The 21,525-nt window shown below is 42.2% G+C and carries 38 protein-coding genes and 1 pseudogene; 32 read left to right on the forward strand and 7 right to left on the reverse strand.

Going from position 1 to position 21,525, the window contains the following annotated elements; translation table 11 throughout:
* Positions 1–255 precede the first annotated feature (255 nt).
* The 4 genes and pseudogenes from ACC612_RS11275 to ACC612_RS11290 form a co-directional block, all read right to left on the reverse strand.
* A pseudogene (locus ACC612_RS11275) lies at positions 256–979 on the reverse strand (transposase).
* Positions 980–1,171: 192 nt separating this feature from the next.
* Complete coding sequence (locus ACC612_RS11280) at positions 1,172–1,552, reverse strand: DUF2283 domain-containing protein (RefSeq protein ID WP_371854637.1); 381 nt, start codon at positions 1,550–1,552, stop codon at positions 1,172–1,174.
* A complete protein-coding gene (locus ACC612_RS11285) occupies positions 1,545–1,868 on the reverse strand; it encodes a hypothetical protein (protein WP_371854638.1) in 324 nt (107 codons plus the stop codon). Before ACC612_RS11285 ends, ACC612_RS11280 begins: the two co-directional genes overlap by 8 nt.
* 131 nt (positions 1,869–1,999) lie before the next feature.
* Positions 2,000–2,896: a tyrosine-type recombinase/integrase gene (locus ACC612_RS11290; protein ID WP_371854639.1), complete on the reverse strand. Its 897-nt coding sequence runs from the start codon at positions 2,894–2,896 to the stop codon at positions 2,000–2,002.
* 662 nt (positions 2,897–3,558) lie between these two features.
* On the opposite strand from ACC612_RS11290, the gene ACC612_RS11295 reads away from it, so the two are divergent.
* From ACC612_RS11295 to ACC612_RS11390, 20 genes are all read left to right on the forward strand, one after another.
* Positions 3,559–3,714, forward strand: coding sequence for a hypothetical protein (locus tag ACC612_RS11295; RefSeq protein ID WP_371854641.1), 156 nt, complete (start codon positions 3,559–3,561; stop codon positions 3,712–3,714).
* Positions 3,714–3,839, forward strand: coding sequence for a hypothetical protein (locus ACC612_RS11300; protein ID WP_371854643.1), 126 nt, complete (start codon positions 3,714–3,716; stop codon positions 3,837–3,839). Before ACC612_RS11295 ends, ACC612_RS11300 begins: the two co-directional genes overlap by 1 nt.
* Positions 3,839–4,006: a hypothetical protein gene (locus tag ACC612_RS11305; RefSeq protein WP_371854645.1), complete on the forward strand. Its 168-nt coding sequence runs from the start codon at positions 3,839–3,841 to the stop codon at positions 4,004–4,006. Before ACC612_RS11300 ends, ACC612_RS11305 begins: the two co-directional genes overlap by 1 nt.
* Complete coding sequence (locus ACC612_RS11310; protein WP_371854646.1) at positions 4,003–4,302, forward strand: hypothetical protein; 300 nt, start codon at positions 4,003–4,005, stop codon at positions 4,300–4,302. The genes ACC612_RS11305 and ACC612_RS11310 overlap by 4 nt, the downstream gene beginning before the upstream one ends.
* A complete protein-coding gene (locus ACC612_RS11315) occupies positions 4,303–4,485 on the forward strand; it encodes a hypothetical protein (RefSeq protein ID WP_371854647.1) in 183 nt (60 codons plus the stop codon).
* Entirely contained in the window at positions 4,486–4,623 is a 138-nt protein-coding gene (locus ACC612_RS11320; RefSeq protein ID WP_371854648.1) for a hypothetical protein, read from the forward strand. It abuts the gene before it with no gap.
* 131 nt (positions 4,624–4,754) lie between these two features.
* A complete protein-coding gene (locus tag ACC612_RS11325; RefSeq protein ID WP_371854649.1) occupies positions 4,755–4,889 on the forward strand; it encodes a hypothetical protein in 135 nt (44 codons plus the stop codon).
* Positions 4,889–5,209, forward strand: coding sequence for a hypothetical protein (locus ACC612_RS11330; RefSeq protein WP_371854650.1), 321 nt, complete (start codon positions 4,889–4,891; stop codon positions 5,207–5,209). Before ACC612_RS11325 ends, ACC612_RS11330 begins: the two co-directional genes overlap by 1 nt.
* Positions 5,209–5,403, forward strand: coding sequence for a hypothetical protein (locus ACC612_RS11335; RefSeq protein WP_371854651.1), 195 nt, complete (start codon positions 5,209–5,211; stop codon positions 5,401–5,403). The genes ACC612_RS11330 and ACC612_RS11335 overlap by 1 nt, the downstream gene beginning before the upstream one ends.
* Positions 5,404–5,941: 538 nt before the next feature.
* Positions 5,942–6,358: a hypothetical protein gene (locus ACC612_RS11340; RefSeq protein WP_371854652.1), complete on the forward strand. Its 417-nt coding sequence runs from the start codon at positions 5,942–5,944 to the stop codon at positions 6,356–6,358.
* The gene (locus tag ACC612_RS11345) at positions 6,359–6,811 is read left to right on the forward strand and encodes an ASCH domain-containing protein (protein WP_371854653.1); all 453 of its coding nucleotides are present in this window, start codon (positions 6,359–6,361) and stop codon (positions 6,809–6,811) included.
* Positions 6,812–6,991, forward strand: a complete 180-nt coding sequence (locus ACC612_RS11350) for a hypothetical protein (RefSeq protein WP_371854654.1) — start codon at positions 6,812–6,814, stop codon at positions 6,989–6,991.
* A complete protein-coding gene (locus ACC612_RS11355; RefSeq protein WP_371854655.1) occupies positions 6,991–7,146 on the forward strand; it encodes a hypothetical protein in 156 nt (51 codons plus the stop codon). Before ACC612_RS11350 ends, ACC612_RS11355 begins: the two co-directional genes overlap by 1 nt.
* A gap of 45 nt (positions 7,147–7,191) precedes the next feature.
* Positions 7,192–8,385 carry a hypothetical protein gene (locus tag ACC612_RS11360; protein ID WP_371854656.1) on the forward strand — a complete coding sequence of 398 codons (1,194 nt, stop codon included), beginning with the start codon at positions 7,192–7,194 and terminating at the stop codon, positions 8,383–8,385.
* Entirely contained in the window at positions 8,370–8,750 is a 381-nt protein-coding gene (locus tag ACC612_RS11365; RefSeq protein ID WP_371854657.1) for a hypothetical protein, read from the forward strand. The genes ACC612_RS11360 and ACC612_RS11365 overlap by 16 nt, the downstream gene beginning before the upstream one ends.
* 26 nt (positions 8,751–8,776) lie before the next feature.
* On the forward strand, positions 8,777–8,953 hold the full coding sequence (locus ACC612_RS11370; RefSeq protein WP_371854658.1) for a hypothetical protein: 177 nt from the start codon (positions 8,777–8,779) through the stop codon (positions 8,951–8,953).
* Positions 8,954–8,968: 15 nt separating this feature from the next.
* Positions 8,969–9,199: a hypothetical protein gene (locus ACC612_RS11375; RefSeq protein WP_371854659.1), complete on the forward strand. Its 231-nt coding sequence runs from the start codon at positions 8,969–8,971 to the stop codon at positions 9,197–9,199.
* Complete coding sequence (locus tag ACC612_RS11380) at positions 9,193–10,173, forward strand: hypothetical protein (protein ID WP_371854660.1); 981 nt, start codon at positions 9,193–9,195, stop codon at positions 10,171–10,173. Before ACC612_RS11375 ends, ACC612_RS11380 begins: the two co-directional genes overlap by 7 nt.
* 10 nt (positions 10,174–10,183) lie before the next feature.
* Positions 10,184–10,546: a hypothetical protein gene (locus tag ACC612_RS11385; protein WP_371854661.1), complete on the forward strand. Its 363-nt coding sequence runs from the start codon at positions 10,184–10,186 to the stop codon at positions 10,544–10,546.
* Positions 10,539–10,811: a hypothetical protein gene (locus ACC612_RS11390; RefSeq protein WP_371854662.1), complete on the forward strand. Its 273-nt coding sequence runs from the start codon at positions 10,539–10,541 to the stop codon at positions 10,809–10,811. The genes ACC612_RS11385 and ACC612_RS11390 overlap by 8 nt, the downstream gene beginning before the upstream one ends.
* A gap of 954 nt (positions 10,812–11,765) precedes the next feature.
* Here ACC612_RS11390 and ACC612_RS11395 read toward each other — a convergent pair.
* The 3 genes from ACC612_RS11395 to ACC612_RS11405 are packed head-to-tail and all read right to left on the reverse strand — an operon-like array spanning position 11,766 to position 13,094.
* On the reverse strand, positions 11,766–12,599 hold the full coding sequence (locus ACC612_RS11395) for a hypothetical protein (RefSeq protein WP_371854663.1): 834 nt from the start codon (positions 12,597–12,599) through the stop codon (positions 11,766–11,768).
* Complete coding sequence (locus tag ACC612_RS11400) at positions 12,599–12,967, reverse strand: hypothetical protein (RefSeq protein WP_371854664.1); 369 nt, start codon at positions 12,965–12,967, stop codon at positions 12,599–12,601. Before ACC612_RS11400 ends, ACC612_RS11395 begins: the two co-directional genes overlap by 1 nt.
* Positions 12,960–13,094: a hypothetical protein gene (locus ACC612_RS11405; RefSeq protein ID WP_371854665.1), complete on the reverse strand. Its 135-nt coding sequence runs from the start codon at positions 13,092–13,094 to the stop codon at positions 12,960–12,962. Before ACC612_RS11405 ends, ACC612_RS11400 begins: the two co-directional genes overlap by 8 nt.
* 151 nt (positions 13,095–13,245) lie before the next feature.
* Between ACC612_RS11405 and ACC612_RS11410 the strand changes: the two genes are divergently transcribed.
* The 12 genes from ACC612_RS11410 to ACC612_RS11465 are packed head-to-tail and all read left to right on the forward strand — an operon-like array spanning position 13,246 to position 21,523.
* Positions 13,246–13,635, forward strand: a complete 390-nt coding sequence (locus ACC612_RS11410) for a hypothetical protein (protein ID WP_371854666.1) — start codon at positions 13,246–13,248, stop codon at positions 13,633–13,635.
* Positions 13,635–13,934 (forward strand): hypothetical protein, encoded by a 300-nt coding sequence (locus ACC612_RS11415; protein ID WP_371854667.1) that lies wholly within the window; start codon positions 13,635–13,637, stop codon positions 13,932–13,934. The genes ACC612_RS11410 and ACC612_RS11415 overlap by 1 nt, the downstream gene beginning before the upstream one ends.
* The gene (locus tag ACC612_RS11420; RefSeq protein ID WP_371854668.1) at positions 13,931–14,401 is read left to right on the forward strand and encodes a hypothetical protein; all 471 of its coding nucleotides are present in this window, start codon (positions 13,931–13,933) and stop codon (positions 14,399–14,401) included. The genes ACC612_RS11415 and ACC612_RS11420 overlap by 4 nt, the downstream gene beginning before the upstream one ends.
* Before the next feature lie 35 nt (positions 14,402–14,436).
* Positions 14,437–14,655 (forward strand): hypothetical protein, encoded by a 219-nt coding sequence (locus tag ACC612_RS11425; RefSeq protein WP_371854669.1) that lies wholly within the window; start codon positions 14,437–14,439, stop codon positions 14,653–14,655.
* Between the two features lie 57 nt (positions 14,656–14,712).
* A complete protein-coding gene (locus ACC612_RS11430) occupies positions 14,713–15,135 on the forward strand; it encodes a hypothetical protein (protein ID WP_371854670.1) in 423 nt (140 codons plus the stop codon).
* Complete coding sequence (locus ACC612_RS11435; protein WP_371854671.1) at positions 15,132–15,515, forward strand: hypothetical protein; 384 nt, start codon at positions 15,132–15,134, stop codon at positions 15,513–15,515. The genes ACC612_RS11430 and ACC612_RS11435 overlap by 4 nt, the downstream gene beginning before the upstream one ends.
* 10 nt (positions 15,516–15,525) lie before the next feature.
* The gene (locus ACC612_RS11440; RefSeq protein ID WP_371854672.1) at positions 15,526–18,498 is read left to right on the forward strand and encodes a hypothetical protein; all 2,973 of its coding nucleotides are present in this window, start codon (positions 15,526–15,528) and stop codon (positions 18,496–18,498) included.
* Positions 18,498–18,746 (forward strand): hypothetical protein, encoded by a 249-nt coding sequence (locus ACC612_RS11445; protein WP_371854673.1) that lies wholly within the window; start codon positions 18,498–18,500, stop codon positions 18,744–18,746. The genes ACC612_RS11440 and ACC612_RS11445 overlap by 1 nt, the downstream gene beginning before the upstream one ends.
* A 6-nt stretch (positions 18,747–18,752) precedes the next feature.
* Entirely contained in the window at positions 18,753–20,609 is a 1,857-nt protein-coding gene (locus ACC612_RS11450; RefSeq protein WP_371854674.1) for a hypothetical protein, read from the forward strand.
* 28 nt (positions 20,610–20,637) lie between these two features.
* Positions 20,638–20,994 carry a hypothetical protein gene (locus tag ACC612_RS11455; protein WP_371854675.1) on the forward strand — a complete coding sequence of 119 codons (357 nt, stop codon included), beginning with the start codon at positions 20,638–20,640 and terminating at the stop codon, positions 20,992–20,994.
* Positions 20,994–21,353: a hypothetical protein gene (locus tag ACC612_RS11460; protein ID WP_371854676.1), complete on the forward strand. Its 360-nt coding sequence runs from the start codon at positions 20,994–20,996 to the stop codon at positions 21,351–21,353. Before ACC612_RS11455 ends, ACC612_RS11460 begins: the two co-directional genes overlap by 1 nt.
* Complete coding sequence (locus ACC612_RS11465; protein ID WP_371854677.1) at positions 21,353–21,523, forward strand: hypothetical protein; 171 nt, start codon at positions 21,353–21,355, stop codon at positions 21,521–21,523. Before ACC612_RS11460 ends, ACC612_RS11465 begins: the two co-directional genes overlap by 1 nt.
* The last annotated feature ends 2 nt before the right edge of the window (positions 21,524–21,525 follow it).

Consider the following 21,525-nt stretch of genomic DNA (forward strand, 5'->3'; position numbering starts at 1 on the left):
TCAACGTATTGTGAAATGTCTTCTATACAGAGAAAATGAAGAAATTGGCAAATAGAGGCAGTTTCTCTGTAAAGATAGTTTTCTATGGAGTCCTCGAAGAGGACTCCTTTATACTCTATAGATTTTTGATCCATGGAGGAGCAAAATTTATGCTATTTATAGCTACCGCCCCCCCCAAAAAAAAAAAAGAGAATAGCAGTATCAAAGAAAAAAGGAATAGGTTTTTAAATCAAAATCCTAATTTGAGATTCTCAGTTATAGAACGATAAAATTAATCGGCTCTGTAGAAATGCTCATTTGAACAATATATCTGACCTTGACATATCTGTCAAGGTTATGTATTAATAACTTGGCTTTAACCTCTTTTAATTGATTCCAGTATTTCCTGGCCTTGATTTCTTCGCCGTATTTTCTTTTAATGACAGAGAACATCGTTTCTGCCAGGTTCCTAACATGATACAATACCCTGTCAAAATCTTGTATCATGTACAGGTTTGCCTGATATTGTAAAACCAGTGATAATGAATTTATCAGTATCTACAGAAATACTTACTTTTAGGAATGATCGTCGTTTCTTCCCTGTTCTAAATGAATAATAGTAACTACAATGACCACTTGTAAACCCGCTTGAATCAATAGCATTAATATCTATTTTCTCACTATATGAGTAAAAGAGTTTCAGTGTTTGTTGTAATAGCGATCTAAAAATAACTGACTTAAGTCTAGTTATGAACTTATGAAGTGTTGTAAAATGTGGAACTTGTTTTAGTCCAATTCTCAACTTTAATTTATCCATCAATTCTACAAGTTCAACAATACTTCTGTAATCGACATTAAGATATTCTTTTAGCAAAATCAAGGTCAATAGCTGGTGTTGTGTATATTTCCTTTTAGAATATTTGCAACTATAAATCGAAAGGTGAGATTTTCCTGATACAGCTAAAGCTGTATCAACAAACTTTAAGTACTTATTAGACAAAACATAGTCATACCCTTTGTGTTTCAGTGGAAAGTAATACTCAGGGGATTTATCCTTTTTAAATTAATAGGTCAAAATAAAAGCAAAAGTAGCATTTCTACAGAGCCGGGAAATCACAGAGAGATATGAAAAGGGGGATCTTCAACGATGATAGTTTCTACAAAACATCTAAAAATTGTCGTAGACTGTCACTTATGCAGTAACAGCCAGGGATTCAGAACCAACGGGTAAGTTCATAGAGTTAATTGCAGATGCTTCAGTGATATGCGAAACTTCAGCATTTCTTTTTAAGACACTCAAGGTAATCTCTACAACAATTGCTTGCTCAGTTATTGTTACCTCTACAGCTAGTGATTTATAATGCTGAGCATCGTATTTGCTGATGCCAAATCTATTCGAAAAATCTAGGATCTCTATACCCATTATAGAATTATCTTCAGCAATATCGAGCACAATTCCATCTATATCTAGAGATGACTTGTACTTCATTTCCTTTGTGTAAGTAAAGAAGCTATCATTTTGTAGATCATAATCAGCAACATCGCCTTTCCTTTTAATCCGGGCTTCATTCATCTACTCTCACCCTCTTCTTTGATGCTTCTTTAAAACATGTTACCAATGAATATTTTATTGGTTTCAATTCCTTTACACTAAAGATTATAATAAGATCGTAGTCTTCATTATATGAATATAAGACTTTAAACTTTTGCTCATCTTGTTGCAATATCCCGACTGGTGTACAATCGAATATAATTCTATAAACTTCTGTGATAAACTCTTCACCAAATCGGCCAATTATTCTTTTTCTGAAATGGGTCGTTTCATGGATACCATCTATAGTAATAACAGAAAGATTCTGTCCAAACGTGTAGATATTTAGTGATTCCATTAATGATCCCAAGTATTGAGTTATGTGTTATTGGACTTATTAGAAGACCACATTACTATAAAAGTTTACCAGAGAAAACCAGACTACAGATAATAAGACGAATAATCCATAAAAAGGGAATAATTCCTTTATCATAACAATTCAGGCATACATCTGAGATATTCTTCCCGGATATTATCAAATCCCATGTAGCCTTTAGACAGGTAATGCTCTTTCCATGTTTCCTTTTTGAGGGAATCTCCTCTGAGCTTTTGTAAGTATTCATCCCTTATACCTGCCTTTCTTAGTTCTGTAGTGAAAAAGCCTCTGAAACAATGACATGTAAGCCTTTTCTCAAGTGGTCCTCCCGGCTCATGGAGATCCAGCGGTCCAGCATAATAAGCTATTATCTCATTGGTCCAATCCTTATGTATATGGCCTCCAACCTCTGAAACCCATAGATAATTAGTGCGTCTGTGTCCTCTTCTCCACTCGAGATAAACTTCCAGGACTGCCTGAAGTTCAGAATCCATAGGAATTACTCTATTATTCCGTTTTGCAGCTTCAGGTAAGGTAATAGTTTCACGCTTGAAGTCTATGTGTTCAGGCTCCATCCTGAAATATTCGCCAAATCTCGCGCCCGTCTTGGCCAGGGTAACTATAGGAGCTATATGGTTGATCTGATCCATGCCTGCAAGGAGATCCCGCACGTCCTTAAGTTCAGGTATCTGCCTGTAGTCGTGTTTAGTGGGCTGATCTAAGTACCTTTGTCTAAAAGGGAGTATTGGATTGACTTGCGCCTTCTCTTCATAGATAAGGAAATCATAGAAAGCTGAGAGAGCTGAGAAGTAGGTTTTCAGGGTGGCTATGTGCAGATCTCTGCCCTGCAGGTGTTCAAGGTAATCCCGAAGATCTCTCTTATCCACTTTTTCAGGCTGTGGATAGTGGTACAAAAACTCTTTTACTACACTCTTGTAAGACTCTAAACTTCGTTTTGTCCGACCTCTAATCTTGCAATCTTGAAGGAATGCATCAATCACTCTTACCACCAGGCATTTCAAGGTTTTTTAGACCTATATAGTATCTGTGTTTAGATTATAGAGGAGTGTATAGAGTAGAAAGCTACAATACTATCTATATATCCTTATAATTTTGCTTTAAAAAGAGGAAAAGTGCTCCGGTCGGGATTTAAAGACTTATCCTCCTTATGAGGTGCTTTAAACCCTCTCCCGTTGCATATCGCCTCATTATAAGACTTTAGAGGTTAGCGGTCGCAATAGAAAACTAACCTCCTGTAATACCCAATTACCAGTTGGGGCCTACAGAGGCAATTTATATATTCTCTTTAGTCTATTTATCTTTTTTGCACTTCTTTTTCTGTCTTTATCCGTGTATTTTCAAAAAACATGTGGCGAGGATATATAAACAAAAAATCAATCTGTTTTTGTGGGTGTTATTATTCATTTCTTATGCAGACTCGGTTGTCACAAATGGGTAAAAGTAAAAACTTTTAATTACTACATTTTTACTTCGAGTGAATCCATTATTTGTTGCAGATGTAAAAAACGGAGGAACCAAAGAAAAGTAAAATAAAATATGTTTCAACCATTGCGAACTTTTTCTATATACCTCACATTTATATAGTTAGCTAATCAACCTAGTACTTGCCTGAGTTTACCAGACTCGGAGCAATGTATAAGGTCGCAATGAAATGAAACAACACTCGAATAGCGAAGGCTCTGTTTCTACAGAGTCAGTTTGTATAGATGTAGGAAAGAAGATCTTTATCACATGGATTGCATGTGAACTGCTGTGCTGTGTAATCGCAGGCGGGATTCTTATCGGTAAGTTCAAGGGGTGGATTTAATGGCCATCCTGAGAAGCTTTACAACTGCCGTGCTTATGGTCCTGGCTTTTTTCTCACTATTTCCGGTGCTTGGTCCTGCTCTCATCGTCCCTCTTCTCCTTAAACTTACAGGAGGTGATGAGTAATGTCTCTTACTTTTAGGGAAATGGTAGTTAAAGACGGGGATCAGGTGCCAGTACCCGGCTGCATGGCCTCTGAGTTTGTCCTCATGGAGAGGAACGGCGTAACTATTGCAAAATGGTTAGAGTACGATCCTGCCAACCCACTAACTGCAAAGGGGGTGAAGGCATGAGTTTATTAGGTTCTGTTCAATTCCCTGAACCTGTCCGGGTAGGATCTGCTGCTAGTCCTGTCTCATCTTCTAAGAAAAAACCCTTAGATTATAGCCCTCGCGTACTGGCAGAACTTGGAATAGGTGTGATTTCTTCCCTTTCTGCTTCCGGTGTGGCTATTTATGGTTTAAGTCAGGGCAATCTAAGCCTTTTAGAATTGGTCGCTTTAGTCCTGGTGGTTCTGATCGGCTTTGTGTTCTTTGGCCTGTTTAGTGCAGCATGGTACAAAGGCCACACCCGCCAGGAGGGACAATAAATGTCCTGGCTCGTTGTAGGTCCGGAGGAAATTGTAATAGGTTTCCAGAATGGCCGATACTTAACTAATCAGGGCCGCACAGTATCACGGCCAACTCCCAGGAACAAGCATCTAAACTGTGCTTTTGATTCTGCAACTCTTCCGGGTGCAGGGGCTGTGCCTGTACTTGTGGGGGTGGTCTGAATGGTGCTAAAACTCACTCAAGAGCAGTATGATAGGTTACAGGCCCACAATGCCAGATCTGCAAAATGCAGGAATGCTCAATATCTGCACAGGGATAATAAACAGCTAGCTAAAAACCTGCGCGGAGGTGTAGCATGACTCCGGAAGAACAAGCCAGATGGCAGGCGTTCCGGCGCGAGTCCGGCAGGCCTTGGAGAAATAATCAACGCACACGGCCCGGTAAATTGTTGCGTATATATGCTAATTTCCAAAAAGCCGGATCTGTCAGGATGACTCAAAAAATGTACGGTGGCAGCCAGGACACAATCCGCAAAGCCATCAGATACGTAGAATCGCGGGAATTAACAGCAATGCAGGCGGTACAGGATTTCGGCTTACTGCTGGAAGCTCAGGGGGTGGCGTAATGTCTCGCTTAGTGGGCGTCATTCCTGGCAACAACAGGCAATATCAGGCAGATGGTAAATCTTGCCCCGCTTGCTGGACAATGTTTAGGGCAAGGAAGGTCAGGAAATGGCCGTGTTTGTCCTTGCAGGATCTTCTAAAGCGTGGTCTAGGTAGGTTCTACCAGCCTCCTCTTACGCTTCAGGAGTCTTGTATGTGCTGTGGTCGTAGTTCCTGGGATGTAGTATTTGGTCTCTGTCTAAACTGCAAGCAGACAGAGCAGGAAATGGGACCGGAGGCTTTCGCCAAATACATTGAGGATATTAGCAGGGAGGTGGAATAATGCCCGGTCTTCTTCGTGGTGTTCGTCCTTCTTCCGCAAAATGCCAAAAAGCAAAGTGTCCGGATCTTGTAGAGCATAGACGGAACACTCCTAAATGTGGTAAAAGGTCCTGGTATTGTGGCCTGTCTGTAGCTCCTGGCTACCCTCGCGGTAGAGTTCCAAGTTGTCTTTTAAAGTGTCCAAAGGAGGTATAACATGCAGCAAATGGAGCACTCTCTAGCGGAGCATGTCTTATGCTGCTCTTCCTGCTATCGCCTCTTTGCTTCTAGTCTCCTGGATCTCTCCGGCAGGTGTCCGGAATGTGTACGATTCGCGGATCTTCCGCAGGGGGTGAGGATATGACAAGACGTAAAATAATAGTGGTTGATACCTGCATGGATTGCCCTCTCTTTTCTAAGGCTTATCTTAGATGTTGGAAACTGGATTTAGAACCACCTATACAGGTCATCACTTCTGGCCTAATTTGGGATAAATGCCCTCTCGATGACGCGGAGGGGTTCTTATGAGTCCTTACAAGTGCTGTGCTAATTGTACTAAGGGATCTTCTATTCCTATTGAGTCCGTGTCCGATGAATTGTATCTCATACTAGTACAAGATCCTACGGGAAGGAATGCTCCTTTTTTGTGTGGTTGGTATGGGTGTGTTCGCTGTGCTGCGTCTTGTTGTCCACTATGGGAAGGGAGTACTCTAGATGTTCCCTGGGAAGCTCAAAAATCTCTAGGGGGGATTTTATGAGTCTACGCAGGAAGGAGCCGGAGACTCGGGCGGAGTTAGACAAGGCCATCTTGGGACTTTTCGAGAAGCAGGAACTACTTACAAGGTCTATGTGTGAATCTGCTAAGCAAATACGGATAGCAGAAAAAGAGCTTTCTGTTTTACAGTCTGAACGGGAAAGGCTTGAAAAATGTCATTTCCCAGGCTGTCATCCTGATATTATAGATGCTATTCAGGAACTGGACCTAAAAACAATAGTTCTCAATGCTAATATTGAGTCTTATTCTAAGAAGGCCAAAGATGATAGTTTGGAGCTGGCCGCCACTAAGCAGCTTCTTTCAGATTATGGGGAAAAGCGGTCCCTTCTCTTACGTCCCTGGGAAGTTCCCAGGCCAAAGTATGGGAGGTCCTTAAGCGCATGGGGGGCGGTCTGAATGCGAGTTCTTGCAGTTCGTCAGCCCTGGGCTTCTCTGATTGCAGAGGGGCTTAAGTCTATTGAGATACGGAGTCGTCATACTCGCATAAGAGAGGATATTGCAATCTATGCCAGCAGGACAAAGGAATCAGTGGACGAGGATACTTATGTCTATAATGTCCTCTACAAGGATTTAGGGATTAACTGGCGAGATCTTCCGAAGCGTCCACTTCCACACGGGAAGATATTGGCAGTTGCTTCTCTATCTGGTTGCACATCTTTTTCTAAACACGAATTTCTATCAACAAAGCATCAACACTGGAATCCAGGCTGGTGCTATCAAGAGGGTAAAACGTATGGGTGGATTCTTAAGAATGTCCGTAAAGTAGCACCCTTTGAGTTCAAATTTTCGGGTTCAGTTGTATGGAGTGCAATAGGTAATGAGATTATAGAGCTTCATGAGGTGGTCTGAATGCCTGCTTCTCTTCTTTCCTGCACTCTCTGTATATGGGATCGTGCATACTGCCTCAAATGCCAGAAAGACAGACTACGGGCTTATTCTGAATCCGGTCAGGTCATTACTCCGGCAGGATGCATTGATTTTAAGGACATGAGAGATTTCCGTACTTTCTGCAGGGCGGGTGGTCTGTGATGTGTTCGGAGATCTGCGGATTTTGCCGCTTCTATACGCTTTTATCTGGAATATCTTCGCTAGAACGTAGTTCTTATGTGTTCTCTTGTTCCTATTCTGGCGATCTGGTAGAGTGGGACAGCTCTTGCAGAAGGTTCGAGAAAGCCGAGGATTAAACTTTTTTTATTTTTTTACATCTCGACTTTTGCGGTGGTAGTCTTATGGCCATTTCACAGGAGCAGATAGGATCTATGCGGGATCTTACTACAGAACTTCCGCAACCTTTACCGACTTTAGCGAGGCTCCTGAATGTGAATAGGAAAAGTCTCTGGGACTTCCTGAACACAAAAAAAGGATCTTCTCTTTTTGCCACAAAAAAGGTCGATGGTTTTATCTGGGTGAGGGTACGGCAAACCGCCTTTAACTTGACCAAGGGATCGCAATTCTCAAACAAACCGAACGAAAACGCGAAAAATCGAGGTAAGCAGGCTTATCGTTATCACTATGGTAAAACTGGACCGGAGAGAAAGGCCTCTATTAGTCTGGTCTTAAGGACCATCGATATAAGATCGGTGGCTCAGCATGTAGATAATCATTTTACCGACTATAAGAAAAGGATAGAAAACGCCGAAATCGTTCTGATTCCTGATCCAGACAAATGTTTCCATGGGGACTGTAAGAAGCTACCATATAGAACTAGGTTCACCGATGACAGCAGGAAGGTTGAGGAGCTCCGGAAAATAGAAGGTATTTTCGACAACACGCCCAAGGAATACAAAAACGCAGTACTCCTTACTCTTACTACAGACCCCAAGCTTCAGGACAATCTATGGGATGCAAATAAGAAGATTTCAAAAAATTTTAATAGGTTTATGTCTTTCCTTACGCGGCGGCTTAAATTCCGACCAAAATATCTTAACGTCTATGAATTTCAGGCAAACGGCCGCCTTCATCTTCACATTTTGTTTTTTGGTTTACGCTTTTTGATTTCGGTTTATGATATCTCCGACATGTGGAAGAGGTATGGCCAAGGCCAAATAGTGGATACAAAGCTCCTAAAAACAGATGGCACTACCTGGCAATGGACCCATGGCAAGCCGAAAGATGCAGGGGAAAAAGAAAAGCCGGATACGTATCTTAAAAAATACCTGAAAAAAAACCTTTTCGATGATAACGCCAGTATGCAATACTGGATCTATAATACTCGTTTCTTTACCTGCTCTCAATCTTTTAACAAGGCTAAGAAGAGGTTTAGGGGTCTGGGTTGGTATCGCTTCCTAGGTGTATTCTATGAAGGATCTGCACCCAGGCATAATCCCTATGTTCAAGCCTGGGGGGTGGGCGTAGATCCTCCCAGGAAGCGGGAAGTTTCCCGGGATCTGCAAATTATCAATAATTTATGTCAGCTCGCATAGCTCGAATAGTGGAACGAATACCCCAAGCCGGAGGGTTTCCGGCTACGCCAAGTAAAGGAAGTGATAACGTGTTAAACATTACTAATTCACGTGATGGAGAAAAACGATTCTCTATGAGAATTGAATATCGAGTATCACTTGACGACTTAGCATATAGACTAATGTGTGATGCAAAACCTGGCGAAGAGATCCCGCCAGTCAAATCCAGAAAAGAATTACTGTGCAGTTATCGTAGATGGCTGGAATTATGGGGAAATGAATGGATATATAATTTGCAATGTGCTTACGATGATGAAGAAGCATTTAATGCAGCACACGAAATTGCAAAGAAAGAAGTACTAAAAAAGTTCCCTGAATTTGCATGAGTCGACAAGTAAAGGAAGTGGGTAAAATGTGGATCCTAATAGATGTAGATGAGCCACAAGACGTAGGAAAAAAAGAGCATTTTCGTTTTGTAGGAAAGGTACTATCAATGGAAAAAATGTCTAAAGGCTTTACAACTCCTCTCTCAATGAAAATAGATTTTGTAGGTGATCAGGTGCATCCGGCAACAGAAGACAACAAGTAAAGGAAGTGCCGAACATTGAGAAAAAAGGACATCAAAGTAGGAATGATACTCTATGCATTGACTTCAATGTGGGGACGTTTCAAGATCAAAGTGACAGAAATTACTGATCACATACCCGCTAGAGTAAAAGGTGTTGTTATTGAAAGATATGATTCTAAAGGTGCATTTGGGTATAGAGCTGATGCCGATCTTATAGGTAAAGAACTGGATGTTGGAATTATTAATGTACGTCTTGAACCATGGTAAAACTCCTAATCATGGGAAATAAGACACAAGAGCAGTTACACAACAAGAATAAACCGCCAAATAAAGGAAGGATCATGAGAGTACAGCTTGTAGATGTAGATTCAAAGATGCCAAACCTTGCACTAATGAAGATTAGCGCATACTATAAAGCGCATGGGCATACAGTAGGCTTTGATGTTGCGGACCCTGATCTTGTCTATGCATCTGTGATATTCAAGAAGAATAAGCACCTTGTAGATGGTCTTCGTTTTTGGTATCCAGGTGCAGAGATTATAATAGGTGGACCGGGATATGATCTTGCTTCTAAGTTGCCGGATGAAATTGAGTACCATATTCCCGACTATACTCTATATCCCGATATTGATTATAGTTTAGGTTTTTCTAGTAGAGGATGCATACGCAAATGTTATTTCTGTGTTGTTCCCGAAAAAGAGGGGGGTTTTGTGCGTGCTCTTCATCCTGAAAAATGGTATAACTCCGAATTTACAAAGATTATGTTTTTAGATAATAACATTCTTGCGGACCGGGAATGGTTTTTTGCAATCACTAATTGGTGTATTGAACATAACCTTGAAGTATGTTTTAACCAGGGGTTAGATGCACGGCTTCTTGATATCGAAACAGCTAAACAATTGCTGAATATGAAAACTTGGAAATCGATTTTTTTTGCTTGGGATCATGTAAAGGATGAAAAAATCATTAAAGAAAAAGTACAGCTTTTGAAGGATGCCGGATTTACAAAAACAAAACTAAAGGATATTGTTCATTTTTATGTCTATGTAGATTCGGATCAGGATTATAATACAGGGGTTTACAGGTGCAGAGAACTAAAAAAGCTCTGGTGCAATGCCTTTGTTATGTTTGACATTGATAAAAAGCCCACTTCGAGGATTCAAGCATTAAGAAGATGGGCTAATAAAAAACAATTGTATTGGTCTATTGATATATCGGAATATAATCGGGCCACTGCCTGAACTCCTAATCATGGGAAATCGACAGGTAGAGAAGTTACACAACACGAAGAGAACGCCAAATAAAGGAAGTGATAGTATTACACTACATGATGCCTGCCCTCCTCCTGTTTTTGCATTTATTCTTGCATTTCTTACAGTTGTAGGAATTGGAGCTGTTATTCTTGAGGACATGGGAAACATTCCTATAGAGGCCCACAACAGCACAATTATCGACAAGCAAATAGAACCTACTCTTATAGGATATTCTTATTATTTTGTTCTCTATGAAAATAATACACGAATAGTTTTAGATGTTACACAAGAAGAATATTTCACTCATTTTAAAGGCGAATGGTTTAATTATACGACTCCAAGAGGTTCTATAGATGCCTGATTTTAGTCCGGATTATCAGCACAGGCTTAAGATGTACTTATGTGATGATCCAGAGGTCCCCGGATATATAAGGGAATGTCAGTATGTAGGTGTCTGGAATGTCCAGGAGAAGGATATACAAAAATTAATGATTGCTGTTCCCTTCTTAGGCGGTGGTTATGGTTCTATAGGTCATTATTACGGGATCATCTACAAAGGCAATTTTGACAAGTTCAAGAGGTATGCTACTCCTGGAGGGCAGGCTTCTATTTTTAATTTTGCTTAACAGGAGGAATACTATGTCTTACAAGGGAGAAATAAAATGTCCAGTATGTTTTGGTGGTGTATAGGTGTGCTTTCGGGAATGTTTATTTGTTTTACTTGGTTTGCGTGTTACCTGGTCTACCTTGAATGGAGGAAGTAAGGAAATGTCATTGATGATTTTGCTATTACTCGACCTTGTAATATTGATTTTATTTAATATATTGAAGGAAAAAGGTATTCATCAATGGGTACATGATGGTTGGCCTTCATATGGATTTATAGCAGGGGCACTATTAGGTTACGCAACTTGTATAACATATTCAGCCACGTTTAATTTTATGTGGTTTTCCCCAATATATTTGTTAATAATGTTTATTTTAGGGGTAATGTGTTTCCTCTCTTGCACTGTATATATAGGGTGAATTAAAATCAGATTAAGATCAGGAATTAACAATAAAATGAACAGAGTTTTAGATTATATACCTTTTATATTTGTTGTAATTGGTTTATTTTTTTCATTCTTTTTATTTATGCCAATTACAGGTGCTTTTTTTGTGGGTATTGGTGCTATAGTGGCTATGTTTTTGTCCGATCTAAAATCCTAAGTAAAGGAAAAGCTTCCAATAGCTTTTCAAAAAACTCCTTTTTCTTTATATCCTATCTCGATTTAACTCTGCTCTCCTGCCAGCGTGGAAAAAATCTTCCGGGCAAGCCGACTAATCGGAAAGATCTGTCTTTCTCCCCTGCAGATCCTCCGGCTCGACCCTCTGCATAGGCTCGGATCTGCAAGGTTCCAGGACAAAAAGTTCTCCTTTTTTTGAAAAATTCGTGTGTGGCTATCTATCGATGTCGGTGCTTTGTCGGTATCGGTTGCCATACTTGCCGGAAAAACCGCCATGTTTGCGACATGACTAGCCAAATCAAAAAACGGAAAAGCGTATCTAGAGAATTACTCTCTAGTTATTACTATTATCTATTATAGTGCTGTCGTCTTGTCGTGTTGTACCCATCGTTGCATCTGTCTCGCAGACACTCCGCAAATACTCTCCAGCTCTTCCCAAGTATACTCCTGCTTAGCAATGGGTAACACCTTAGAGAGTACTTGCTCTTTGTTCTCAAGTACTAAGATCCTCTTCTTATTATCGCTTATTCCCTGCTCTATTCTCTCCAGCTCTTCCAAAGCCTTATCATAATAATTCTGGTTAAACTCTCTCTTCATCTTTGCATATACTGCATCCAGTTCAGGCGAAGGCAGAGGAGTATAGATGTTATCTATTACCCATCTCTCACCATTCCCTGCAAGCTCCAGGTACTCCAGGTTTGTAGTATCTCTCACAGGATCATGATGTACTACCCAGTATCTAGACCTCGTTAAATTCTGTTTGTAGTCTATAGATTGTGTGTGTATGATCGCATGAGAAACAATCTTTACCTGCTTGTCCACAAAGGCCATAGAAGGCACGTTAAAAAATACGCATAGGTTTAGTTCCCTGAAGATCTGGCCCACAGCCCCCATGATCTTATTTATTTTACTCTGCCACTCCCTAACAGAAATACCAACTCCGGCCTCTTCAAAAACAATGGCCTGGTATTTCTTGGAACTCTTCACCATGCGCATAAAATCCACAGCCTTAAACGCAACCCTGCAATTATCAGCCGTAAAAGTAGGGTCTACCTTTTCGGCCATCGATGTACACAGCCTGGACTTTCCGCTTCCAGTTTCTCCGACTACAAAACAAATATAGTTTTTATTCTGCTCTCTCAGCCTGTGCCGGATCATCCCGGCAACTGCGTCATAAGTTGTAGCCATTATAGCAGCTCTCCAGATCCTGCCGGGCGGTTTGCAGATGCAGGCAAAAATTTTATTCTATATGCCAGGTTCATAAGTGCTCTATGAGTCTGGTCGGTCCTGTAAGCTGCCAATATTACAGCCGCGTTTTTCTCCTGCTCCCTGGTCTCTGTTTCTGGTAACTGTATACTATTTAGTTTCTCCAGATCATTTTTAAAAATCTCATCTTTGAACGGATCTAATAAAATATCCATCCTGTTTACTAGTCTCTCAATCCCCCCCCGGTTTCCCTGCATCTCACATACACAGATCCACTCATTAACCTGCTGTATAAGGTCCGCATGGTTTGCAGTTTGGCGGTTGGAAGTATCAATATAGGTTCTAGACATTTATCCCACCCCTAACAATCCGTAACGTCTGGCTGTCCACAACTTCAATTAAAACACGTTCGTCAATCTGTCCCCATTCTTGCGGCAAAGTAAGGGCTTTAGAAGCCCCATGCCTTCGGATTCTCATAACATGTAAATCTTTTATCTCTGCCATTTTATCACGCTATATAGTTATACAAATCATACTATAGTGTACTTAGATATATTTCTATAGCTTTATGTCGTCACTATATATTTATTCCATAAATATTGATTTTCTAATATCAGGAAGTGATTTTATGGAATTAAAAGCAATCGCAAACGCGGCAATTAATCCTTTTAAGCTACTTGTGCTTTTTGTAATTGGTCTCTGCTTGCTTTTCGCTGACCGTCTTTCTCAGCACACTAACGGTATGTATGGAGACGGAACAGGTAACGCCTCTATAGTGGGTGTCCTGGTCGCCTCCCTGCTTACGATCATCATCGGTGTTATGCTGTTCGCACAATTTAGCGCACAGTCAGACGTAGCAATGGAAGCCGTCAATGATACAGCTGCACAGGACGCTTATGAGAACGTCAAGACCTCAGGATGGGGCGCTATGAACCTTGTCAGTATGTACCCCTGGGTGCTTGGTGCAGTGACCATCCTAGGAGTTGTAATGCTCCTGGCAGGAGGAGGGCGCAACTAATGGAGCAAACCCTCTTTTCTTTTATTTTTCTCCTTTCCTCCGTCTCCTTTTTCGGTTTCTTTGTGACCCAGGACAGAGGCGTAAAGATCATAACCTCTCTACTATCTACGATCCTCTTCTATCTCACAGCCCTTGCATCCTTCGCCATAGAGAAAATACTCGATTCAGGAGAACTCTATACGTATGCTTCGCCTACCTTTGCCGGAGTCTGTCGGCTTTTTGCTACTCTGTCCTTTGTGTTAGGTATCGCGGTCCTGTTCTCATACTTCAAAAAGAAGCCAGGAAGTGAAGAACAATGAGCGGCACACTGGACCCCAAACTATACAACCCTCTTATCTATCAGGAATCAGCCGGATCTATGCCCGGTAATCCTCTTGCCCTCGGTGGAGGTTATCAGAAGAGTTTAGCCGATATAATCGCAAACACTGACGACATAGACAAAAACGAACAAAAGCGGCATTTTCCTTACTTCTCCGGGATCATGCAGAGGGCTAATTTAACACCTAATCAGGCACTCGACCTGCTGGACGACCAGGAAATAGCCCACATCGAACAGATCAACGGGCAAAAACGGTATGAATTACCGAGATCCTCAAGAGCTGAATATGTAACGTCCAGGTCATACCTGGAAGCTGCCTTATCCCTCTCTATTAATGGTTTCTCTGTAAAACAGCTTTCACAGGTCCACAAACACATAACTTATGCTGATGCCTCCAGGCAAAGCGGCGGCCTGCTCGGTGGCCTCCTGGGAGGCGGTAAAGAATGACCCTAGCAACAAAGCAAGAAAAGGAGGTGTTGCCAATGACCGATAAAATACCATTAATATCCATAGATTGGGCATTACTTGTGCTTTCACTGCTCTCTATTGGGGGGTTTGTCGAAATAGGTGCAATGATGCAAAACAAAACCATAGTTTTGTTAGGTACTCTTGCATGGTTGGGTTTAGCTGTAGATTTTGTTTATCTACGCCTAAAAAAATATGGTTTTATTAAAAGCAAAAAGGAGGCAGTCAATGTTTGACCCCTTCTATTTTTTGGGCGTATATTGCCTAATAACAGAACATAAGAGGTGTGTTTAATGAGCGATGCCGGAATGTTTGCAGTCCTCTTTATTTGGTCTGCTGTGGCTACCCTCGGTTATTTTGTCATATACATGAGGTTCCCGCACGTTTTCACCCTCATAAAAGCCCGGCGTATCTGCTGGACCGTGTACGGTGACGGGAAATTTGCCCCGGTCCCTGCAGAACTCCAGAGCACGGCGTATGTTACAAAAGACGGGATATTTGAGTTTGGCCGTGAGGACGTGGTAAACTGCGCGAAGATTCCCGGTATAATCGTCTATGCTCCGTACTCTAAGGCCCTCCGTCCTAAAGTCCTTCCAGCTCTCAGACTGCTTAAACAGATCGGTGTTGATCGATACGACAAATTGCAGGCCATCCTTTCAGCTAAACCCATTTCTCAGGCAGAATTTGACGCAATGAAACAAGGGGGCAAATCATGAGCATAGTTGTCGATAATGGCGAAACAATGGACGTATACACAGACAGGGGCGGCTTTACCCTCTCCAAAGAGGACTATTCAGACATTACGGCCCTCTTCTCTCGCCAGGGGGTGCTATTAGGCCCTACGGTCCTCCGTCCTACTGACATAATCAACTATCTGGACGAACAGAACCCAAAGCTCACCGAAGCAATAGTACAGATAGAAAAAGAGAAGCAACGCCGCAGAATGGCAAACCCTCTCGGAGAACATGCAAAAACCCTGCTGCCTATCATTGTAATTATCATAGTTGGAGTGATCGCGTTTAAAATGCTCACATCTGGGGGGGGGACCAGCGCAGTAGGAGCAGCTACTAGCTCCGTTCCTATTGTATTGAAGTGAGGTATATTATATGGCTGTAGATCTAAGTTATCTCTTTCGATCCAATGACCCTCGCGGTCCTCATGGACAAAGTTACAATGGCAGTATTTCCATACCTGGTAAAAGTAGCGAAAGCACACAACAAACCAAAGTGTGGTCTCAGCAATACAACGCTCAGGATCTGGCAAGCCGTGCCAACAAAGGCGACCAGCTCACCGATGAAGAACAGCGCTATTTAGAAGCCAGAGGCTACAGCCAGGTAACAGGAACTCGCACAGTATATACAAAACGACATTATGACGGCGGCCTCTTTGATTCTAGGGGAAATTATACAGGAAATGGAAAATATTCTTATTATGACTCACTTGAAAGCGGTTCTAATGTTGTCAGCTCTCGCCAGGAACAATATGTATTATGGGAACGTGCCGACAACCCCGACAGCCTGACTACTGGCGATAAACTCGCCAAAGCGGGGCAATCTCTACAAGCAGGGATACTAAGCAACCCTTACTATGAAAAAGCCTCTGGATCTCTTTCAGATCTTAAAAGATGGGGATCGGAGGGCCTGGAAGAGTCCAGCGACAAAATAGAGTACTCCGGCCTTTCTCAGCTCTCAGCAAAAGCCCCCGAATACTTGAACCCACGCATAGAATCAGCGACTACCTCTATACTAGGGGTTGGAGATACTTACTTAGGCTGGTCGCCTCTGTATGCTTATGATGCTAAACTATTTCAGGAATTAAGCTCAGGATCTCAACGCTTAATTTCATTTGGTAGTGTGCTGATCCCAGGAGCTGAAACTCTTATTAGACAGCCTGAAACCCTCGGCTATTCGCTTGCTTTGATTCCTGAAAATCTCTATCAGACGGGAAAATATGCAATTAATAACCCAGGGGATTTTGCAGTAGATATGCTCTTAGGTGCTGCTGTGGGGTCATTGGCAACAAAAGCTACAAAAGTAGTGAAAATTCAGGATCTTAACTTAGTTGAAATGGAATCTGTGGGAGCCAGCCCAAAATTACGCCCCCTTGAATATGGAAAGACGCTAAAGGTATTCGATAAGCCCATTCTTTCTTATTCCGAAGGAAAACTTACTAAAGGTGTAGCTTCAGCTCCTACTGAACTAATTTCAGGAAAACAGATTACAGCTTTTGACCCGCTAGAAACAGCAGCATTTACCAAAACAATATCAAAAATAGACCCATTGGAAAGTGAATTTTTTAATTTGGGTCAAGATATAACCAAAACAATTTACAAAACTAATGAGCCAGTAATCCAGCCGACTAAATTTGAAGTTTTAAGTGAAAACATCCCCTCACCCGCAAAAGCAGCAGTAAAAGAGGCAGTTGTTGAATATTCGGGCGAAATAGACGTTTACGGCTCTGTATCTCAAAAACTTCAATTAGGGGACTATATGTCAAGATCTCCTAAAGACCTTGAAGTAATAGTCGATGATTCCGGTTCTTTCGTACAGTTCTTAGAGCAAAAACTCTCAGACACGGGTACGAAATACACAATAAAGGGAGTGGATACTCCTAGCCCCAAAGTATATTTTGATACGCCCGAAGGACCAATAAAAGGTATTGAGATCTTCCAGAAGGATACAAGTACTTTTACTTATGAAGATGGGTACAGTCAAAAAACAGAGATTGCATACGGGTACAATAAACAAAGTCCAATTAATGTGGAAGGACTGGATCTGACTATTCTCTCTGAGCAAACCGCCCGAAAATACGCGGGAGCTACAACTCTCAAGGATCTGGAAATCAGGCCAACTCATGAAGGCAGAATCAAAGACGTGCAAGACTTCATAGAAATAGGCACAGGATACGCAATAGAAAAAGGCTTACCCATTGGGGACCAGCTTTTAAGATACACTGAAATAGCAGCCGAAAAGTACCCTCAAATTATGGATTCTCCGGTAGTCGGTTACATTCTTGAAAACAAAAGACTACCCACCACTGATATACTTCAATCAATGCCCAAATTTGCAGAAGCAGCAACAGAAAGGAGTTTGATGTTTTCTAAATCCGGCAAGGTTGCAGAGATTAGCAATTCTCCTTCTGTATGGTCTTCTTTGGAAAAAAGTGGCTATTCGGCTCTTGTTGAGTCTTCTTTTCCGGGGTCTGTGTGGTCCTCTAAATCTTCTACAGATTCCGCCAGAATGCCTGATAGTGTAGCTTCATCCCTTGCAGCTTCTCAAATATCCTCAAGGTCTCCGGTAGGATCTATGCCAACTCAGGAAAGCCTTGTATCTTCTCTTGCAGGATCTCAGATGTCCTCAAGGTCTCCGGTAGGATCTATGCCAACCCAGAAAAGCCTTGTATCTTCTCTTGCAGGATCTCAGATGTCCTCAAGGTCTCCGGTAGGATCTATGCCAACTCAGGAAAGCCTTGTATCTTCTCTTGCAGGATCTCAGATGTCCTCAAGGTCTCCGGTAGGATCTATGCCAACTCAGGAAAGCCTTGTATCTTCTCTTGCAGGATCTCAGATGTCCTCAAGGTCTCCGGTAGGATCTATGCCAACTCAGGAAAGCCTTGTATCTTCTCTTGCATCTCCCCTTGCACCTTCTCAAATGTCCTCAAGGTCTCCGGTAGGATCTATGCCAACTCAGGAAAGCCTTGTATCTTCTCTTGCATCTCCCCTTGCACCTTCTCAAATGTCCTCAAGGTCTCCGGTAGGATCTATGCCAACCCAGGAAAGCCTTGTATCTTCTCTTGCAGGATCTCAGATGTCCTCAAGATCTCCGGTAGGGTCTATGCCGCCCATGCCTCAAACTAGGATCTCTATATTTTCAGTAGTTCCAGATAATTTTAATAGCGTTTTACCTTCACCTTCAAAAGAGCCAATGTTTCGGGACAGGGAAAAAACAAAACCTCAATTCTTCACCCCGGATCTCCGCGCAGCTATTGACGGCCTGAAGAAAAACAAATTTTACAATCCCTTTGAATCAACCGCAGGACTTGAAGAACAACTCACAAAAAGAATACGGAGGGGCTTATAATGGGCGCAGTGAAAGCAGGAATTGAGCTTATAGTAGGATTCTGGACCATAGGGGCCGTAGTGGTCTATAGTGCTCCAATGTTTGAATATCTCCGGCAACTGTCTATAGTGTTCGGAGTCCAGGACAACCCAACTATACTATTTTGCCTAAACAGCATGAACTATATACTCATGCTTGTAGGTCTCGCCCTGATCCTGGCAGCCATCGGAGAGGCCGGAGGAAAAGAGACAACAGGGTATTTTAATTGAGGCAGTATGAAGCGTATACTTATAAGCTTGTTCTTATGTTCACTGCTGTGTATTTCATGTGCCTCTGCTGCTGGAATTCTAAACGGAAACTTTACTGGGCATACTGGTGCCTATATTGCCCACAATTGGACTAAACTTGGATCTCCCCTGCTCTATGAATATTATGACGGGGTATATCACAGTTCACCAGGCTGTTGGTTTTTAATGACTGCCGATTCATCAGGCACTGGATATGCGGGGCTTAGTCAAAACGTAGACCTAACAAACGCCCAAAGCCTAACATTTTGGGCATATGGTGAGCAACTTACATATGTTCATCTCTGTGTAAAAATAGATGGGATCAAAATATATACTGCTCCTGTTGGTGGGGATACATCTTGGACAAACTATACTACTACAAATATAACCGGATATAGTGGTATTCACAATCTATCGTTAGGTTATGAGGATTTATCCTCTAGTTCTGTGGCTAATGGTTTCGTGGATGATGTATCAATTAGTTATGTCACAGCCCACACGGTACCCATTTCTATTTCCTCTTATTCTCCTTCAAGTAGTCCAACCTCGTATTATGGATCATCGCAAGCGTTTAGCGTCACATTAAACCAAACAGCTAATAATACCTGGTATGTAGATAACGTATTAAGAAAAACAGAGAACAATGCAAAAACAACAACATACAGCAACAGTACAGCCGTGGTCGGATCTCATACTGTACGATGCAACTCTACAAACGCAAACGGCAGTACATCATTATCCTGGACCTGGACAGTATCGGACATTCCCGGCCTGACTGTGGCCCTCCTGGACGAATCTACAGGCGACAGGATAACCCCGGCAAGTGTCAGGCTCTACAATACAACCTTCACGCGGGACGGAGAAATAAACGACAGCACCCAATCAGCATTTATAAATTATTTAAACATGTCTGACGGTGAATATATCTTATCCGGCTCTGCTGATGGCTATTACTCCGCGCACGGTTCTATTAATCTTACACTGGCAACAGATACCGAGGCTTACATGTACCTGGTATCTAGTGATGAGAATGCCAGCAGCACGGGACTTTATCAGCGTTTCCGGCTCATAGATAATACTAACACTTACACGCTCTCAGACTGTCAGATTAGGATAGATAAAGCGTATGATTCGGGTACGGCCACAGTATACGAATCATACTTTGATTATCAGGGTTATACGGCCTCATGGCTGACAAGTACCGATATGTACATCATGTACATCATTTGCCCGGATAGAACCATAAGCTACGGATATTTAGCCCCAGATCCTGACGGCCTCACCGAAATAGTAATTACTGACACCCTCCCGGATCTGTGGAACGGCTGGCTAAACTATGAGATCTCAGCCGACAACAGCACAGAAACAATCTCTATCTCCTACGAATCACAAAAAACCCTTACCTCTGCTCAAATGTGGGTATACTATGCAGAGAATAAAACACAAGCATACTATACTAACTCATCATCAACTAACGGCAGCCTGTATTATACCGGGGATAACTCTATCGCGTACCTGGTCCGGTTCCTGGCAACAGCCACAGACGGAGAAACAAGGGAAGTTACACAGCTTATATCCTGGACCTCTGACGGCATCCAGCCGGAACGCCTGCCCCTCCTTCCTGCAGATGCGCCGGATTGGCTCAAGAATTTCATAAGTGCGGGTCTGATAATCCTTACTGTTCTTATATTCGGAGCTATACGGTATGACATAGCCTGTATTATCGGTACCTTAGTAGCTGCTTTCTTATGGTACACAGGCAACCTGAAAATAGAAGGCGCAGTTATCGCAGCCTGTGCCATTATCGCAGTAGCTGCTTACATGCATAGATCAAGGAGGGAATAACATAGCCTCATGGGTAGATAATTTTATTATGGCTGTCCTGATGATCCAGATAGCCTTTGCAATTGTAAATGTTACCGGCGTGTTTCCAGTGGCTGAAACCGTCCCAGGCTTCAATTATGATGAAATTGTTTCCATGAAAGACGAAATAGCCGCAGAAGCCGAAAACCTAGATTCTATTATCGATTATACTGCAGTTCTCGGAAAACTGCTTTATCTTGGCCTGAAAATAGTATTAAGCTTCATAGTTGCAGTATTCGCCAGCGTCCCGGCCATTCTCAAAATGTTCTATATGCCTGCTGCAATTGCGGATCTGATCGGCTACGGTGTAGACGTGCTTATCCTGCTTGGCCTGGGTAACATCCTACTGCAAAGGAGCGGGTACTAATGACGAAATTTAACATTTCGTATGATTGGGACTTCTCGAATGTAAGTGTAAATGTAACAGAAGATCCTACCATAAAGAACGCCACAAACCTAAGCTCCTGGGAAAGCCCCTTCTTTCCCATAACCTACGGCTGGATTCCGGTCTGGGGCGGGTGGTTCTACGTAGCCCTTACTTTCACCTTCTCTGCTATGGTGCTTGCAAAATTCAGATCTATCTATCCTGCGTCTCTGGTCTTGCTGATCCTTAACGCAATCGCTATAACATTCATGCCCCCGGAAGTTCACGGAGTCATGTATATTCTGGTTGTCCTGGGCTTTGTGGGTGTTCTCTACGGACTATTTGAAAAGAGGGGATACTAATGTTTGTATTCATGTTTGTGATAGACGGACAGGGAAGAGCTAGAAAAGTGCAGAGGCCGGAAGATCTGGACCCTATCCCGGAATATACCCGGCTTATAGATGACGACAGCAGGATAATTGCCCGCAGCATCTGCAAAGACGATGTAAGAAAAAAACTATTCGGTAAGTGATA

It is taken from the genome of Methanomethylovorans sp., assembly GCF_041447285.1.
Taxonomy (GTDB): Archaea; Halobacteriota; Methanosarcinia; order Methanosarcinales; family Methanosarcinaceae; genus Methanomethylovorans.